Here is a 15,497-nt window from a genome sequence, read left to right as displayed (position 1 = left end):
CTACCTTTGCTTAAAGCGACGAGTATTTCTTGCGCAGACGCTGACGAATCAGTTCCGCGAGGGTGTTCATGACGAAGGTGAACAACAGCAGCACCAGCGCCGAGAGGAACAGCACGCGGTAGTGGCTGCCGCCGACTTCCGACTCCGGCATTTCCACCGCGACGTTGGCGGCCAGGGTGCGCAGGCCTTCGAACAGGTTCATTTCCATGACCGGGGTGTTGCCGGTGGCCATCAGCACGATCATGGTTTCACCGACCGCACGGCCCATGCCGATCATCAGCGCCGAGAAGATGCCCGGGCTGGCGGTCAGGATCACCACGCGAGTCATGGTCTGCCACGGCGTGGCACCGAGGGCCAGCGAGCCCAGGGTCAGGCCGCGCGGCACGCTGAACACGGCGTCTTCGGCGATCGAGTAGATGTTCGGGATCACCGCAAAACCCATGGCCAGACCGACCACCAGAGCGTTGCGCTGGTCGTAGGTGATGCCCAGGTCGTGGGAGATCCACATGCGCATGTCACCGCCGAAGAACCAGTTCTCCATGAACGGGCTCATGTACAGCGACAGCCAGCCCACGAACAGGATCACCGGGATCAGCAACGCACTTTCCCAGCCGTCCGGGACTTTCAGGCGGATCGACTCAGGCAGGCGGCTGAAGGTGAAACCGGCGATCAGGATGCCGATCGGCAGCAGCATCAGCAGGCTGAAGATGCCCGGCAGATGCCCTTCCACATACGGTGCGAGGAACAGGCCGGCGAAGAAGCCGAGGATCACCGTCGGCATCGCTTCCATCAGCTCGATCACCGGTTTGACCTTGCGACGCATGCCCGGGGCCATGAAGTACGCGGTGTAGATCGCAGCGGCGACGGCCAGCGGTGCAGCCAGCAGCATCGCGTAGAACGCGGCTTTCAGGGTGCCGAAGGTCAGTGGCGACAGGCTCAGTTTCGGTTCGAAATCGGTGTTGGCGGCGGTCGATTGCCAGACGTATTTAGGCTCGTCGTAGTTCTCGTACCAGACCTTGCTCCACAGCGCGCTCCACGAAACTTCCGGGTGCGGGTTGTCGAGCAGCAGCGGTTGCAGCTTGCCGCCGGCTTCGACGATCACACGGTTGGCGCGCGGCGACAGGCCGAACAGGCCCTGGCCTTCGACCACTTGATCGACCAGCAAGGTGCGGTGCGCGGTGCTGTGGAACACGCCGAGCTTGCCGCTGGCATCCAGGGCCAGGAAGCCCTTGCGACGTTCTTCGGCGGAAATTTCAACGATCGGCGTGGTGCCCATCTGGAAGGTGCGGATCTGCTTCAGGCGCAGCTCGCCATCGGTGTCGCGGGCCATGAACCACTGGGCCAGGCCACCTTTGGAGTCACCGACGATCAGCGAGATACCACCGACCAGTTGCGTGGTCGCAGTGACTTCAGCGTCAGCGTTTTCCAGCAGTTTGTAGCGACCGTTGAGGCTCTTGTCGCGCAGGCTGAACACGTCGGCCTGGGCACGTCCATTGACCACGTACAGCCACTGCTGGCGCGGGTCGACGAAGATGTTTTTCACAGGTTCAGTCATCTGCGGCAGATCGATACGCTTCTGCTCGTTGGTGACTTCGCCGGTCATCATGTTTTCTTCGCTGGTCAGCGACAGCACATTGAGTTGCGAACCGGTGGAGCCGACCAGCATCAGGGTCGAATCGGTGGCATTGAGGCTGACATGCTCCAGCGCACCGCCGCTTTCATTGAGTGCGATCGGTGTCTCGCCGTACGGGTACTCGATGGCCGGAGTGATGGTCTTCTTGCCATCCGGGTAGCTGACTTTATAGGTGTGACGGAACACCAGCGCCTGGCCGTTGGACAGGCCCACGGCCACCAGCGGATGGCCCGGCTGGTCTTCGCCGATGGAGGTCACACTGGCGCCTGCCGGCAAAGGCAGATCGACGCGCTTCAATTCAGCGCCACTGTCGATGTCGAAGAACAGCGCCTGGCCCTTGTCGGAAACGCGCATGGCCACCTGATTTTGCTCTTCGAGCGAAATCATCAGCGGCTTGCCGGCGTCCTGCATCCAGGCCGGGGTGATTGCATCTTTCGCAGTCAGGTCAGCACCTTTGAACAGCGGCGCGACCACGTAGGCGAGGAAGAAGAAGATCAGGGTGATGGCTGCCAGCACCGCCAGACCGCCGACGAGGACGTACCAGCGGGTAAAGCGATCCTTGAGCGCGCGAATGCGGCGCTTGCGTTGCAACTCAGGCGTATTGAAGTCAATGCGCTTGGGAGGGTTCGTAGTCATTTTGGAATTGGCCAGATCATTCATGCGCACACCCTAGCGATCCTGTATGACAGAAAGATGACAATGCAGTGACGCACCAAATCCGCCGCCAGCAGGGCACTGGCGGTGGATAGAAGAATTCGGGGAGTGTGGGGGCCGGGCCGCTCGCGGGCCGGGCCCCACACGTGAGTCAGGCGGGGTTCACCCCTGACTCAGTTTGTTACTTTTTTGCGACTTCAGCGCCGCCTTCCTGCAGACCCAGGTCAGCCAGTGCTTTTGCAGCAACCTTGGCTGGCAGCGGGATGTAGCCGTCTTTCACGACCACTTCCTGGCCCTGTTTCGACAGAACCAGTTTCACGAACTCGGCTTCCAGCGGGGCCAGAGGCTTGTTCGGGGCCTTGTTGACGTACACGTACAGGAAACGCGACAGCGGGTACTTGCCGTTCAGGGCGTTTTCTTCGGTGTCTTCGACGAAGTCAGTGCTGCCTTTCTTCGACAGAGCAACGGTTTTCACGCTGGCGGTCTTGTAGCCGATTCCCGAGTAACCGATGCCGTTCAGCGAGGAGCTGATCGACTGCACGACCGAAGCCGAACCTGGTTGTTCGTTGACGTTAGGCTTGTAGTCGCCTTTGCACAGGGCTTCTTCCTTGAAGTAGCCGTAGGTGCCGGATACCGAGTTGCGACCGAACAGTTGAACCGGCTTGTTGGCCAGGTCGCCGGTCACGCCCAGGTCACCCCAGGTTTTCACGTCGGTCTTGGCGCCGCACAGACGGGTGGACGAGAAGATCGCGTCAACCTGTTCCATGGTCAGGTGCTGGATCGGGTTGTCCTTGTGAACGAAAACAGCCAGGGCGTCCACGGCAACCGGGATAGCGGTTGGCTTGTAGCCGTATTTCTGTTCGAAGGCAGCCAGTTCGGTGTCCTTCATCTTGCGGCTCATCGGGCCCAGGTTGGAGGTGCCTTCAGTCAGCGCAGGTGGCGCAGTGGCGGAGCCAGCGGCCTGAATCTGGATGTTTACGTTCGGGTATTCTTTTTTGTAGTTCTCAGCCCAGAGGGTCATGAGGTTGGCCAGGGTATCGGAGCCGACGCTGGACAGGTTGCCCGACACACCAGTGGTCTTGGTGTAGCTCGGGATAGCAGGGTCAACAGCGGCAACCGCGTTGGCAGTCGCAACGCCAGCAGCGACAAAAGTCATTGCCGCCATCAAACGCTTCAGTTTCATGCCTTACTCCTAGCAGATAGGGTGTGTTAAGTCGGGGCCAAGTATCAGCAGGCCGTGTGAACACTCTATGGCTGAAATATGACAATTGGATGAAAGGCCAGCATGTCGTGACAGATCGTTCCACGCTCTGCGTGGGAACGATCAGTGTGAGGTGGCTTAGCGACCTTTGCTCCACAGCCACGCACCGACCAGGATCCCCATCCCGCACAGCACCGCCACATAGTAGGCAGGCCCCATCGCGCTTTCTTTCAGCAGCAGGCTGACCACCATCGGCGTCAGGCCACCGAAGATCGCGTAAGCCACGTTATAAGAGAAGGACAGACCGCTGAAGCGCACCACCGGCGGGAACGCCTTGACCATGACATAAGGCACCGCGCCGATGGTGCCGACCAGAAAACCGGTCAGCGCATACAGCGGGAACAGCCAGTTCGGATGATCGGCGAGGCTGTGATAGAAGGTCCAGGAACTGGCCAGCAAACCCAGGCAACCGAACACGAACACCCGACCGGCACCGAAGCGATCGGCCAGCGCACCGGAAATGATGCAGCCCAGGCTCAGGAACACGATCGCCAGGCTGTTGGATTGCAGCGCGGTGGTCGGCGAGAAGTGATAGACCGTTTGCAACACGGTCGGCGTCATCAGGATCACCACAACGATACCGGCGGACAGCAGCCAGGTCAGCAGCATCGACACCGCGATTGCACCGCGATGGTCACGCAGCACGGCGCGCAACGGCACCTCTTCGGCCAGCGCCTTGCGCTGTTGCAGTTCGGCGAACACCGGAGTTTCGTGCAGCCAGCGGCGCAGGTAGACCGAGAACAGACCGAAAACGCCACCCAGCAGGAACGGGATTCGCCAGGCGTAATCCGAAACTTCCGTTGGCGTATAAATGCTGTTGATCGCGGTGGCGACCAGCGAACCGAGGAGGATGCCCGCCGTCAGGCCGCTGGTCAGGGTGCCGCAGGCGTAGCCGATGTGCTTGCCGGGTACGTGTTCGGAAACGAAGACCCAGGCCCCCGGCACCTCACCGCCAATTGCCGCGCCCTGAATGACGCGCATCAACAGCAGCAGGATCGGCGCCCACAGGCCGATCTGGGCGTAGGTCGGCAGCAGGCCCATGATCAGGGTCGGCACGGCCATCATGAAAATGCTCAGGGTGAACATCTTCTTGCGCCCCAGCAGGTCGCCGAAGTGCGCCATCACGATCCCGCCCAGCGGCCGCGCGAGGTAGCCGGCGGCGAAGATGCCGAAGGTCTGCATCAGGCGCAGCCACTCGGGCATGTCGGCCGGGAAGAACAATTTGCCGACCACGGTGGCGAAGAACACGAAGATGATGAAATCGTAGAACTCCAGCGCGCCCCCCAGGGCCGATAGCGACAGAGTCTTGTAGTCATTGCGGGTCAACGGTCGTGCGGGTTGGTCGGGCTGCGCGAGGCTCGAGGGCGCTGTGGTCATGGCAAGGTCTTCTCTTATAGTCGGATCTGCCGCTACAACAACGCTGGCTGTGGCTCGGGCAGGTTCGGCACCATAGCAAATTGTTCGAAAAAGCACATAGAGGCGCGTATTTGCCGGTCGAAATCAGAACCGGACGGTCGTCGCGGAGTCTACCGACCGATATACTCGCAACCTTGCTCCGGTTTGTAAGGGGTTGCTGTGCGAAAACGTCGTTGGCCCGACCCTTGCTCGGGATTAGCCGGTTTCGCAGAGTTTCTCCTTAGGCGCCTGATGGAAAACGTGACGAACGTAGTATGTTCGGTGCTGAATCGTTTTTCCCGAAGACGGCTACCACCAGCAATACCCAACGAAGAGTCACGGGTCAGAGGCACCCCCGGCATGATAGAGCTCGAACAAGAAGATCCGATCCCGCAAGGCGACCTGGCCCTGCAAATCACCGCGCTTCCCCGCGAAACCAACGGCTTCGGCGATATTTTCGGCGGCTGGCTGGTGGCGCAGATGGACCTGGCCGGCACTGCCATGGCCAGTCGTGTTGCCGGCGGCCGTGTTGCGACCGTCGCCATCGATCGCATGGCGTTTCTGGTGCCGGTGGCTGTCGGCGCGCAATTGTCCTTTTATACCCAGACCCTGGAAATCGGCCGCAGCTCGATCCAGATGATGGTCGAGGTATGGAGCGACGATCCGCTGTCCAGCGAGTGGCGTAAAGTGACCGAAGCGGTGTTCGTGTTCGTTGCCATCGATGGCAGCGGTCGCACCCGTTCGGTTCCGCCACGCGCACGTTAAACCTCGCGGCCGTTTCACGGTCGATAGTCGTCCAAGTTGCTGATCGAGAGTTGTCCCATGAACACGCCCAACGTTGAAGCCGTGAAACTGGATGAACTGAACTGCTGGCGCATCCGCCACGGTCAGGCCGAAGTGCTGGTGGCCCAGCAAGGCGCGCACATCCTCAGTTATCAGGTGGACGGCCAGCCGCCGATCATCTGGCTGAACGACAAGGCCATGTTCAAGACCGGCCAGAGCATCCGCGCCGGCGTGCCGGTGTGCTGGCCGTGGTTCGGCAAGTTCGAACGCAACCCGCAGAGCGTGCAGGTGATGCGTGTCAGCGAAGAACCGGCCGCCGCCCACGGGTTTGTCCGGGCGATGGATTGGGAACTGGGCGGTATCGAAACCGAAGATGAAAGCCTGAAGGTGGAGTTCAAGCTGCCCTACCCCGAAGGCGGTTTTCCGGGCTGGCCGCATCAGGTCGATCTGACCCTGACCCTGCGCCTCGACGATCAACTGCACATCAGCCTGACCAGCCACAACCGTGGTACAGACAGCGTCAGCATCAGCCAGGCGTTGCACAGCTATTTCGCCGTCAGCGATGTGCGCAACGTTCGCGTCGAAGGTGTGGATGGCCTCGATTACATCGAGACTCTGGATGACTGGAAAACCCACACCCAGCAAGGTGACCTGCGTTTTGCCGGGGAAACCGACCGTATCTACCTCGACGTCCCGCCGCAACTGAGCATTGTCGATCCGGCCTGGGAACGGCGCATCGTGCTGACCGCTACCGGTTCACGCACGGCGGTGATCTGGAACCCGTGGATCGACCGCGCCGCCGCGCTCAGCGACATGGATAACGACGGCTGGCAGCGCATGCTGTGCATCGAGACGGCGAACGTGATGAGTGATGTGATGACTCTGGCGCCGGATGCCGGTCACACAATGGGTGTCAGTATTGGCAGCGAGCCGCTCTGAAAACAAAAAACGCAGCCCTGAGGCTGCGTTTTTTTTTGCGGCTCTGAATTACAGATCCGATTCCTGCACCACCCGCACCTTGTCCGCTTCCAGCGCGTACGCCGCATCGGCCAGGTCATTGCTGACCTTCTCGATCTTCAGCGTGCCGGTCACCCACAGCGGCGTGTAGATGTCATCCAGCTTCAAGCCTTTTGGATAACGCACCAGCACCAGTTGATTCGGTGGCGGTGGTGGTACGTGGATGCACGCGCCCGGGTACGGCACGAGGAAGAACAGTGTGCTGCGGCCCTTGGCGTCGGATTCCAGCGGCACCGGATAACCGCCGATGCGGATGTGCTTGTCGTTCATCGACGCCACGGTCTTGGTCGAATACATCACCGCCGGCAAACCTTTGGCCTGCTTCATCCCGCCTTTCTGGGTGAAGGTGCCGGTGGCTTCCGGGGAGTTGTGGTCGATTTCAGGCATGGCCTCGAGGGCTTTCTGGTCCGACTTGGGCATCAGTTCCAGCCAGTCGGTTTCCGGCAGTTCGCCGGCGTGGGCCAGACCGCTGCCCAGCAAAAGGAGAGTCAACAGAAGACGGCGCATGAAGGTGCTCGGTAAAGGATGCTCGAAAAGGGAGGGGACGCTGAATCGCCGAGCATTTTAGCCCTCCCCGCCGGATTGGCGGAGAGGACTTTGTCGCTTTGAATCAGTTCTTTTTGATCAGGCCGTAGATCACCAGCAGCACGATCGCGCCAACCAGCGCGCCGATGAAGCCGGCGCCCTGACCCGCCTGATAGATGCCCAGGGCCTGGCCGCCGTAAGTGGCTGCCAGCGAACCGCCGATACCGAGCAGGATGGTCATGATCCAGCCCATGCTGTCATCGCCCGGTTTCAGGAACCGCGCCAGCAAGCCGACGATGAGGCCGATAAAGATGGTTCCGATAATTCCCATGGCATTTCCCTCTGAATGGTAGATATGCGATGAAGCCTAGCCAGACTTTCGCATCCTGCCATCAGAGAACGGCGGCCCCGCAATGGTTCCGCCGCTGCCGGATGAAACTGTCGTTACTCGGCGATCAGCGCTTCGACCTTGAGGATTTGCTGCTCGAGGGTCGCCTTGTCCTTGCAGCGCAGGTTGGCGTGACCGACCTTGCGCCCGGCCTTGAAGGCCTTGCCGTAGTGATGCAGGTGGCAATCGTCGATGGCGATAACCTTCTCGACCGGCGGAACAACGCCGATGAAGTTGAGCATCGCGCTCTCGCCGACCTTGGCGGTCGAACCCAGCGGCAGACCGGCAACGGCCCGCAGGTGGTTTTCGAACTGGCTGCACTCGGCGCCTTCGGTGGTCCAGTGCCCGGAGTTGTGCACGCGCGGGGCAATTTCGTTGGCCTTGAGGCCACCGTCGACTTCAAAGAACTCGAACGCCATCACGCCGACGTAGTTCAGCTGCTTGAGGACGCGGCTGGAGTAGTCTTCAGCCAGGGCCTGCAGCGGGTGATCGGAACTGGCAACCGACAGCTTGAGAATGCCGCTGTCATGGGTGTTGTGCACCAGTGGATAGAACTTCGTCTCGCCATCGCGGGCGCGCACGGCGATCAGCGACACTTCGCCGGTGAATGGCACGAAGCCTTCCAGCAGGCAAGGCACGCTGCCCAGCTCGGCGAACGTACCGACCACGTCTTCCGGCTTGCGCAGGACTTTCTGACCCTTGCCGTCGTAACCCAGGGTGCGGGTTTTCAGCACAGCAGGCAGGCCGATCGAAGCGACGGCGGCGTCCAGGTCGGCTTGCGACTGGATGTCGGCGAACGCCGGGGTCGGAATCCCCAGGTCCTTGAACATGCTCTTTTCGAACCAGCGGTCGCGAGCGATGCGCAGGGCTTCGGCACTCGGGTAGACCGGCACGAATTGCGAAAGGAACGCCACGGTTTCCGCCGGGACGCTTTCGAACTCGAAGGTCACCAGATCGACTTCATCGGCCAACTGGCGCAGGTGATCCTGATCGCCGTAATCGGCCCGCAGGTGTTCGCCCAACGCGGCGGCGCAAGCGTCCGGCGCAGGGTCGAGGAAAGCGAAGTTCATGCCCAGCGGGGTGCCCGCCAGGGCCAACATGCGACCCAACTGGCCGCCACCGATTACACCGATCTTCATCTCAACAACCTCAGGCAATACGTGGGTCTGGATTGTCCAGGACGCTGTCTGTCTGCTCGGCACGGAAGGTTTTCAGTACCGCGTGGAATTGTGGATGCTTGGCGCCCAGGATGCTCGCCGACAGCAGGGCTGCGTTGATCGCACCGGCCTTGCCGATGGCCAGGGTGGCAACCGGAATACCGGCCGGCATCTGCACGATCGACAGCAGCGAATCGACGCCCGAGAGCATCGCCGACTGGACCGGAACACCCAGCACCGGCAGGTGGGTCTTGGCCGCACACATGCCTGGCAGGTGGGCTGCGCCACCGGCACCGGCGATGATCACCTCGATGCCGCGGCCTTCAGCCTCTTCGGCGTACTGGAACAGCAGATCCGGGGTGCGGTGGGCGGAAACCACCTTGACCTCGTAAGGGATGCCGAGCTTTTCCAGCATATCGGCGGTGTGGCTAAGGGTGGACCAATCGGACTTGGAGCCCATGATCACGCCAACCAGTGCACTCATCGTCGCGCCTCTTCTCTCTGGGCGCCCGCAGGCGCGTCAAAAACAACAAGCCACGCAGGATGCGTGGCTTGTTGTAGGAAAAATGGCCGGACGAACCGGCCGAAGGCCGCGCAGTATACCGCAAAGAAAGCAATAAACAGCCCCCGTGGCGACCATCTGTCATCTGCACCGAACCACTCATTTTACTGACTCGAAAATCAAGAACAGCGCCTCTGCCGTTCAAACGAAATACATAGCGATCAAGTTATATCGGGAACGCACTTAACTCACTGCGGCATCCATGTAATAAAATTCAAAACACTCCTGAGCGTCATAACTCATCGCGCATGGTATATAAACAATCACCCACAACTTACTGACGCAACCAATCACCACAACCGGCAATATCAATATCAACCAGAAATACCCACTACCGTTATACCTCTTGCAATACATCGCAAGCTGGGCGCATTGCTAAAACCCGCAATAACTCAAACATTAAAAGGATTTAAACATGCTAAAGGAACCAATAGCACTACAAGTTTTCATCCACGAAGACCTGTCGGATTACACTAAGGAAGATCTATACAAAAGGCACTTCTCCTGGCTTGCAGCGGAGATCGAGAGCATTACCGGCCGCAAAATGCTGATTCGACTGATCGAACCATCAGAAGCAAGGGGCCTGAGCAGTCATCCGTATCAAAACTTGAACGAACGTGCCTCACTGAGCGCTTGGAAAACCAAGGTCGACAAGTATCGAAACACTAATCTTGACCTGCGCTTGATCAAGTTCCTGTTACTGACGCGCAACTCTATAAACAGCCGTACACGGGGAATTGCCGAACTCCCGGGTTACGTGGGTATCGCCTCGACAGAAAAAGTCAGCACGGCCGCTCACGAAGTAGGGCACATGTTCGGTGCAACACATGAAGACGCCGAAATTCTCTACAACGGATGGTGGAGCGAAACGGTCATGTCGAGTGATGAGTTCTCTCCACTGCGAAGCAACGCCGACCGTTTCAGTGATAAAAATCGAGAAAACATTCGTAAGTACCTGAGCACAAAAGTTGTAACAGGCCCAGTGCAATCGACCCTGCGTCCCGAGGAAGACTGGGACTGAGGCAAGGCATGCCGAACTTAAAAAGGAATTACAGATGACCATTGTTAACAAGAAACGAGACATCAATATCTTCGCCGTCGTTCACGACGATATTCCGGCGACGACAACCACGAGTATTTACGCCGAGCACTTCCAGCCTTTTGTAAAAGAGCTGGAAAGCTTTATCGATCGAAAATTCAATGTTGTCTTTGGCAGGGGCGCCCCCTACAGCCAGTTCAACTACAAAGGTGATGACCCGCTACGGACCTTGAAAAGTTGGGAAATACTGGGCCGCCAATACCTGGAGCTGGCCAAGGCCGAAGGCTTCGAGACTGGCCCGCTGGATCAGGTCGTTCTGCTGACTAAAGAAAACCTGAATGAGAGGACTGGGGGGGCTGCACTGCTATGGCCTCCACTCAATACCGGAAACTTTGCAATCTCTTCTCTCGGCAGCCGGATCACTGTGGGTCATGAAGTCGGTCACTTGCTGGGCGCCCGACATGAAGATTCGGAAATTCAATACAACGGCTGGTGGTGTGAAACGTACATGACCCCACAACCCCATCCACTCAGATCCATTTGTTACAGTTTCAGCCAGAAAAACCGGGAAAACATACAAAACCATTTGGCCAGCAAAGGCTGACCGTTCGCCTGGAGACTCGGCAGAGGCGAAAACAAAGTTCGCCTCTGCTTCCATCACTCAGCTATTGCCACTCGCCGCGCCGCCCTCCAACTTGCGCCACAACAACCGCACATTGGCCTTGCGCACCAGCGCGCATCTGTACAGACGAATCTCCAGCGGCACATGCCACTGCGCGCCGCCGCAGACCACCAGTTCGCCCCGCGCCAGCTCGGCCCGCACGCTCAGCTGCGGTACCCAGGCAATGCCGAGGCCTTCCAGCGCCATGCTTTTCAGGCTGTCGGCCATGGCGGTTTCATAGATCGTGGTGAAGCGCAGCTGACGCTGACGCAGCAAGCCGTTCACGGAGCGTCCGAGAAACGCCCCGGCGCTGTACGCCAGTAACGGCACACTGCCCTCGCCTTCCAGATCGAACAGCGGCTTGCCATTGGCATCCGCCGCACATACCGGAAGCATTTCGGTCTGGCCCAGGTGCAGCGACGGGAAGATCTCCGGGTCCATCTGCATCGCCGCGTCCGGGTCGTAGAACGCCAGCATCAGATCGCAGCCACCTTCACGCAGCGCGTGCACCGCGTCGCCAACGTTGGTCGCCACCAGCCGGGTAGCGATGTTCAGGCCTTCGTTGCGCAATTGCGCGATCCAGCGCGGAAAGAAACCCAGCGCCAGCGAGTGCGCCGCCGCGACCTGGATCACTTCGCCCTGCCCGCCTTCCAGATGATGAAGATGGCGCAGCACTTCACCGAGCTGTTCGACCACGGTGCGCGCGGTCACCAGGAACAGTTGCCCCGCCGCCGTCAGCTCGATTGGCGTGCGCGAGCGGTTGACCAGCGTCAGGCCCAGCGCCGCTTCCAGGCTGCGGATCCGCCGACTGAAAGCCGGCTGGGTCACGAAGCGCCGTTCGGCCGCCTGCGAGAAGCTGCGGGTGGCAGCCAGAGCACTGAAGTCCTCGAGCCATTTGCTTTCCAGATTCATCACGTCCTCCCGGACACGCACCAAAACAGGTCACACGTCTGCCGCGCACGCGGCGTCACACGGACATTATGCCGAATGTGCATAGGGCAGTGTTTAACAGCATTGGCCCAAAAATTCCCACAAGCCTAGCATTCGCAGCGTTCCGGCACAGACCGGGTCCATATCGAGATGATTTCTATCATGTCCTCCGCTGCATCATTCCGCACAGAAAACGACCTGCTTGGCACCCTCGAAGTCCCTGCTCAAGCGTATTACGGCATCCAGACCCTGCGAGCGGTGAATAACTTCCGCCTCTCGGGCGTTCCGATTTCGCACTACCCGAAGTTGGTTGTCGGTCTGGCGATGGTCAAACAGGCTGCCGCTGACGCCAACCGCGAGCTGGGTCACCTGAGCGAAGCCAAGCACGCTGCCATCAGCGAAGCCTGTGCCCGTCTGATCCGCGGCGATTTCCACGAAGAGTTCGTGGTCGACATGATTCAAGGTGGCGCCGGTACCTCCACCAACATGAACGCCAACGAAGTGATCGCCAACATTGCTCTTGAAGCGATGGGTCACCAGAAAGGCGAGTACCAGTACCTGCACCCGAACGACGACGTGAACATGGCGCAGTCGACCAACGACGCCTACCCGACCGCGATCCGTCTGGGTCTGCTGCTGGGTCACGACGCGCTGCTGGCCAGCCTCGACAGCCTGATTCAGGCGTTCGCGGCCAAGGGTGAAGAATTCAACCACGTCCTGAAGATGGGTCGTACCCAGCTGCAAGACGCCGTACCGATGACCCTGGGTCAGGAATTCCGTGCTTTCGCCACCACCATGGGCGAAGACTTGGCCCGTCTGAAGACGCTGGCCCCGGAACTGCTGACCGAAGTGAACCTGGGCGGCACCGCGATCGGCACCGGCATCAACGCCGACCCGCGCTACCAGGCCCTGGCCGTACAGCGTCTGGCGCTGATCAGCGGTCAACCGCTGGTTCCAGCCGCCGACCTGATCGAAGCCACCTCCGACATGGGCGCCTTCGTGCTGTTCTCCGGCATGCTCAAGCGCACCGCGGTCAAGCTGTCGAAGATCTGCAACGACCTGCGCCTGCTGTCCAGCGGACCGCGTACCGGCATCAACGAAATCAACCTGCCGGCGCGTCAGCCAGGCAGCTCGATCATGCCAGGCAAGGTCAACCCGGTGATCCCGGAAGCCGTGAATCAGGTGGCATTCCAGGTCATCGGTAACGATCTGGCGCTGACCATGGCAGCCGAAGGCGGCCAACTGCAACTGAACGTGATGGAGCCGCTGATCGCCTTCAAGATCCTCGACTCGATCCGCCTGCTGCAACGCGCCATGGACATGCTGCGCGAGCACTGCATCGTCGGCATCACCGCCAACGAAGCGCGCTGCCGTGAACTGGTCGAACACTCGATCGGTCTGGTCACCGCACTGAACCCGTACATCGGCTACAAAAACGCCACCCGCATCGCCCGTATCGCCCTTGAAAGCGGCCGCGGCGTGCTGGAACTGGTGCGCGAAGAAGGTCTGCTCGACGAAGCCATGCTCGCCGACATCCTGCGCCCGGAAAACATGATTGCTCCGCGTCTGGTGCCTCTGAAGGCCTGATCCGACGCGTTACTTGTAGCACCGCTCACCAGGTCGAGGGACTAGACACCTCTCACCTTTTGAGGGCTTGGGGAGCATTCCCCGAGCCCTTTTTTTTAACTGTTTGAACCTGAGAACCGTATGTATGGAAGCTGGCTGCAAACCGGCTCCCAGACAAGCCCGACGCCGGTAACGTCGGGTGTTTCAAAGCTTCGTTTCGTCGCTTGCACCACAACCGTGCAGACGGGCGCCGCACTGATCGGTATAGTGCCGCCCCTCTTCGCGTGAGCGGTCGTCGGTAACGAGGCCATAACCCATGCGAAACCCGAACTAATAACAAACCCGCGATATGGATCCGGGACGAAACCCTCGCCTCGCCCGTTGTGCCGCACGCACACCGGTGTAACGCGATGTTTCCGACCATCCAGCATTTGCTTACACAATAAACAGCGAGGAAAAATCCATGCTCGAAGTCATCAACGACTTCCTCTCAGGGAAAGTACTGATCGTGCTCATTGTCGGGCTCGGTAGCTACTTCACGATTCGCTCGCGTTTCGTTCAATTGCGCCACTTCTTCCACATGTTCGCGGTGTTCCGCGACAGCCTCAAAGGCAGCGCCGGGCAACTCAGCTCGTTCCAGGCCCTGATGCTCAGCCTCGCCGGCCGCGTCGGTGCAGGCAACATCGCCGGTGTCGGCATCGCCGTGACTCTCGGTGGTCCGGGTGCGGTGTTCTGGATGTGGGTGACCGCTCTGGTCGGCATGTCCAGCAGCTTCTTCGAATGTACGCTGGCCCAGGTCTACAAGCGCGCCGATGGCGATGGCCTGTACCGTGGCGGTCCGGCTTACTACATCCAGCACGGCCTGAAACTCAAAGGCATGGCGGTGGTGTTCTCGATTCTGCTGCTGGTCACTTACGGATTCGCCTTCATCGGCCTGCAGTCCTACACCGTGACCCACTCGCTGCAAAACGCCTTTGCCTTTGATCCGCAACACACCGGTATCGTCCTGGCAGTGCTGCTGGCCATTACCTTCATCGGTGGCATCAAGCGCATCGCTTCGGTGTCCGACCTGCTGGTACCGATCAAGACCCTGGCCTACATCGGCGTGACCCTGTACGTGATCGGCACCCAGATCGAACACGTGCCAGCCATGCTGGAAACCATTTTCAAGAGCGCCTTCGGTCTCGACCCGGCCTTCGGCGGCCTGCTCGGCAGCGCAATCGTGATGGGCGTGAAACGTGGCGTGTTCGCCAACGAAGCGGGCCTGGGCAGTGCGCCGAACGTCGCCGCCGTGGCCGCCGTGAAGCACCCGGGCGCTCAAGGCGTGGTTCAGGCGTTCAGCGTGTTCCTCGACACCTTCGTGATCTGCACCTGCACCGCGCTGCTGATCCTGCTGTCGGGCTTCTACACCCCGGGCTTCGAAGGTGACGGCATCGTCCTGACCCAGAACTCGCTGGCCGCCGTGGTGGGTGACTGGGGCCGCATGTTCGTCAGCGTCGCGCTGTCGCTGTTCGTCTTCACGTGCATCCTCTACAACTACTACCTGGGCGAAAACAGCCTGCAGTTCCTCACCCGCAACCGCGCGGCGCTGATGACGTTCCGCGGCCTGGTGCTGGCGCTGGTGGTCTGGGGTTCGATGCAGGATCTGTCGACCGTGTTCGCCTTCGCCGACATCACCATGACCTGCCTGGCCTTCGTCAACCTGGTGGCCCTGGCGATGCTGTTCAAGGTCGGCATGCGCGTGATGCGCGACTACGACGCGCAGCGCCGCGCCGGCGTCGACCAGCCGGTGTTCGACTCCAGCAAGTTCAGCGACCTGGATCTGGACCTGAAAGCCTGGCCTGCCAATCCGTCGGCCGACACCCAGGCCAACGCTCAGCCGCAAGGCATCCCCGCAGCGCAACGCTGATCGGGTAAAAACCGGGC

Annotated in this window: 14 protein-coding genes; 6 read left to right on the top strand and 8 right to left on the bottom strand. The window is 60.1% G+C overall.

Annotation, left to right across the window (positions count from 1 at the left end; translation table 11 throughout):
- Positions 1-10: 10 nt before the first annotated feature.
- The 3 genes from GQX66_RS22205 to GQX66_RS22195 form a co-directional block, all read right to left on the bottom strand.
- Complete coding sequence (locus tag GQX66_RS22205) at positions 11-2,044, bottom strand: ABC transporter permease subunit (protein WP_170844920.1); 2,034 nt, start codon at positions 2,042-2,044, stop codon at positions 11-13.
- A 424-nt stretch (positions 2,045-2,468) separates the two neighbouring features.
- Positions 2,469-3,470 carry a phosphate ABC transporter substrate-binding protein PstS gene (locus GQX66_RS22200; protein WP_085747946.1) on the bottom strand — a complete coding sequence of 334 codons (1,002 nt, stop codon included), beginning with the start codon at positions 3,468-3,470 and terminating at the stop codon, positions 2,469-2,471.
- A gap of 156 nt (positions 3,471-3,626) precedes the next feature.
- Positions 3,627-4,925: an MFS transporter gene (locus GQX66_RS22195; protein WP_240871452.1), complete on the bottom strand. Its 1,299-nt coding sequence runs from the start codon at positions 4,923-4,925 to the stop codon at positions 3,627-3,629.
- Between the two features lie 378 nt (positions 4,926-5,303).
- On the opposite strand from GQX66_RS22195, the gene GQX66_RS22190 reads away from it, so the two are divergent.
- Together GQX66_RS22190 and GQX66_RS22185 are read left to right on the top strand one after the other, a co-directional pair.
- Positions 5,304-5,708, top strand: coding sequence for an acyl-CoA thioesterase (locus GQX66_RS22190; protein ID WP_003229628.1), 405 nt, complete (start codon positions 5,304-5,306; stop codon positions 5,706-5,708).
- Positions 5,709-5,765: 57 nt separating this feature from the next.
- Positions 5,766-6,665 (top strand): D-hexose-6-phosphate mutarotase, encoded by a 900-nt coding sequence (locus tag GQX66_RS22185; RefSeq protein WP_240871450.1) that lies wholly within the window; start codon positions 5,766-5,768, stop codon positions 6,663-6,665.
- Positions 6,666-6,713: 48 nt separating this feature from the next.
- Here GQX66_RS22185 and GQX66_RS22180 read toward each other — a convergent pair whose 3' ends face one another.
- From GQX66_RS22180 to purE, 4 genes are all read right to left on the bottom strand, one after another.
- Complete coding sequence (locus tag GQX66_RS22180) at positions 6,714-7,250, bottom strand: DUF3299 domain-containing protein (protein WP_064379774.1); 537 nt, start codon at positions 7,248-7,250, stop codon at positions 6,714-6,716.
- A gap of 103 nt (positions 7,251-7,353) precedes the next feature.
- Positions 7,354-7,599 carry a GlsB/YeaQ/YmgE family stress response membrane protein gene (locus tag GQX66_RS22175; RefSeq protein ID WP_003229635.1) on the bottom strand — a complete coding sequence of 82 codons (246 nt, stop codon included), beginning with the start codon at positions 7,597-7,599 and terminating at the stop codon, positions 7,354-7,356.
- Between the two features lie 113 nt (positions 7,600-7,712).
- Positions 7,713-8,795: a 5-(carboxyamino)imidazole ribonucleotide synthase gene (locus GQX66_RS22170; RefSeq protein ID WP_085747949.1), complete on the bottom strand. Its 1,083-nt coding sequence runs from the start codon at positions 8,793-8,795 to the stop codon at positions 7,713-7,715.
- 10 nt (positions 8,796-8,805) lie between these two features.
- Positions 8,806-9,297, bottom strand: a complete 492-nt coding sequence (purE, locus tag GQX66_RS22165) for a 5-(carboxyamino)imidazole ribonucleotide mutase (RefSeq protein ID WP_007954291.1) — start codon at positions 9,295-9,297, stop codon at positions 8,806-8,808.
- Between the two features lie 493 nt (positions 9,298-9,790).
- Here purE and GQX66_RS22160 point away from each other — a divergent pair, with 493 nt between their 5' ends.
- A complete protein-coding gene (locus tag GQX66_RS22160) occupies positions 9,791-10,396 on the top strand; it encodes a reprolysin-like metallopeptidase (protein WP_085747950.1) in 606 nt (201 codons plus the stop codon).
- Positions 10,397-10,430: 34 nt separating this feature from the next.
- Positions 10,431-11,018, top strand: a complete 588-nt coding sequence (locus tag GQX66_RS22155; protein WP_085747951.1) for a hypothetical protein — start codon at positions 10,431-10,433, stop codon at positions 11,016-11,018.
- A gap of 57 nt (positions 11,019-11,075) precedes the next feature.
- On the opposite strand, the gene GQX66_RS22150 is transcribed toward GQX66_RS22155, so the two are convergent.
- Positions 11,076-11,987: a LysR substrate-binding domain-containing protein gene (locus GQX66_RS22150; protein ID WP_085747952.1), complete on the bottom strand. Its 912-nt coding sequence runs from the start codon at positions 11,985-11,987 to the stop codon at positions 11,076-11,078.
- A gap of 180 nt (positions 11,988-12,167) precedes the next feature.
- On the opposite strand from GQX66_RS22150, the gene aspA reads away from it, so the two are divergent.
- Complete coding sequence (aspA, locus tag GQX66_RS22145; RefSeq protein ID WP_039765095.1) at positions 12,168-13,592, top strand: aspartate ammonia-lyase; 1,425 nt, start codon at positions 12,168-12,170, stop codon at positions 13,590-13,592.
- Positions 13,593-14,034: 442 nt separating this feature from the next.
- Positions 14,035-15,480, top strand: coding sequence for an alanine/glycine:cation symporter family protein (locus GQX66_RS22140; protein ID WP_240871442.1), 1,446 nt, complete (start codon positions 14,035-14,037; stop codon positions 15,478-15,480).
- Positions 15,481-15,497: the final 17 nt, after the last annotated feature.

The sequence above is a fragment of the Pseudomonas sp. B707 genome, from assembly GCF_022496685.1.
GTDB classification, from domain to species: Bacteria; Pseudomonadota; Gammaproteobacteria; order Pseudomonadales; family Pseudomonadaceae; genus Aquipseudomonas; species Aquipseudomonas paraglycinae.
Note: the sequence above shows the minus strand (reverse complement) of the source record. Positions and strands in the feature narration are given on the sequence as shown.

Coding starts and splice junctions, on each gene's coding strand:
- GQX66_RS22160 (WP_085747950.1), top strand. CDS start 9,791: ATGCTAAAGGAACCAATAGCACTACAAGTTTTCATCCACGAAGACCTG.
- GQX66_RS22200 (WP_085747946.1), bottom strand. CDS start 3,470: ATGAAACTGAAGCGTTTGATGGCGGCAATGACTTTTGTCGCTGCTGGC.
- GQX66_RS22185 (WP_240871450.1), top strand. CDS start 5,766: ATGAACACGCCCAACGTTGAAGCCGTGAAACTGGATGAACTGAACTGC.
- GQX66_RS22155 (WP_085747951.1), top strand. CDS start 10,431: ATGACCATTGTTAACAAGAAACGAGACATCAATATCTTCGCCGTCGTT.
- aspA (WP_039765095.1), top strand. CDS start 12,168: ATGTCCTCCGCTGCATCATTCCGCACAGAAAACGACCTGCTTGGCACC.
- GQX66_RS22150 (WP_085747952.1), bottom strand. CDS start 11,987: ATGAATCTGGAAAGCAAATGGCTCGAGGACTTCAGTGCTCTGGCTGCC.
- GQX66_RS22205 (WP_170844920.1), bottom strand. CDS start 2,044: ATGCAGGACGCCGGCAAGCCGCTGATGATTTCGCTCGAAGAGCAAAAT.
- GQX66_RS22170 (WP_085747949.1), bottom strand. CDS start 8,795: ATGAAGATCGGTGTAATCGGTGGCGGCCAGTTGGGTCGCATGTTGGCC.
- GQX66_RS22175 (WP_003229635.1), bottom strand. CDS start 7,599: ATGGGAATTATCGGAACCATCTTTATCGGCCTCATCGTCGGCTTGCTG.
- GQX66_RS22140 (WP_240871442.1), top strand. CDS start 14,035: ATGCTCGAAGTCATCAACGACTTCCTCTCAGGGAAAGTACTGATCGTG.
- GQX66_RS22180 (WP_064379774.1), bottom strand. CDS start 7,250: ATGCGCCGTCTTCTGTTGACTCTCCTTTTGCTGGGCAGCGGTCTGGCC.
- GQX66_RS22190 (WP_003229628.1), top strand. CDS start 5,304: ATGATAGAGCTCGAACAAGAAGATCCGATCCCGCAAGGCGACCTGGCC.
- GQX66_RS22195 (WP_240871452.1), bottom strand. CDS start 4,925: ATGACCACAGCGCCCTCGAGCCTCGCGCAGCCCGACCAACCCGCACGA.
- purE (WP_007954291.1), bottom strand. CDS start 9,297: ATGAGTGCACTGGTTGGCGTGATCATGGGCTCCAAGTCCGATTGGTCC.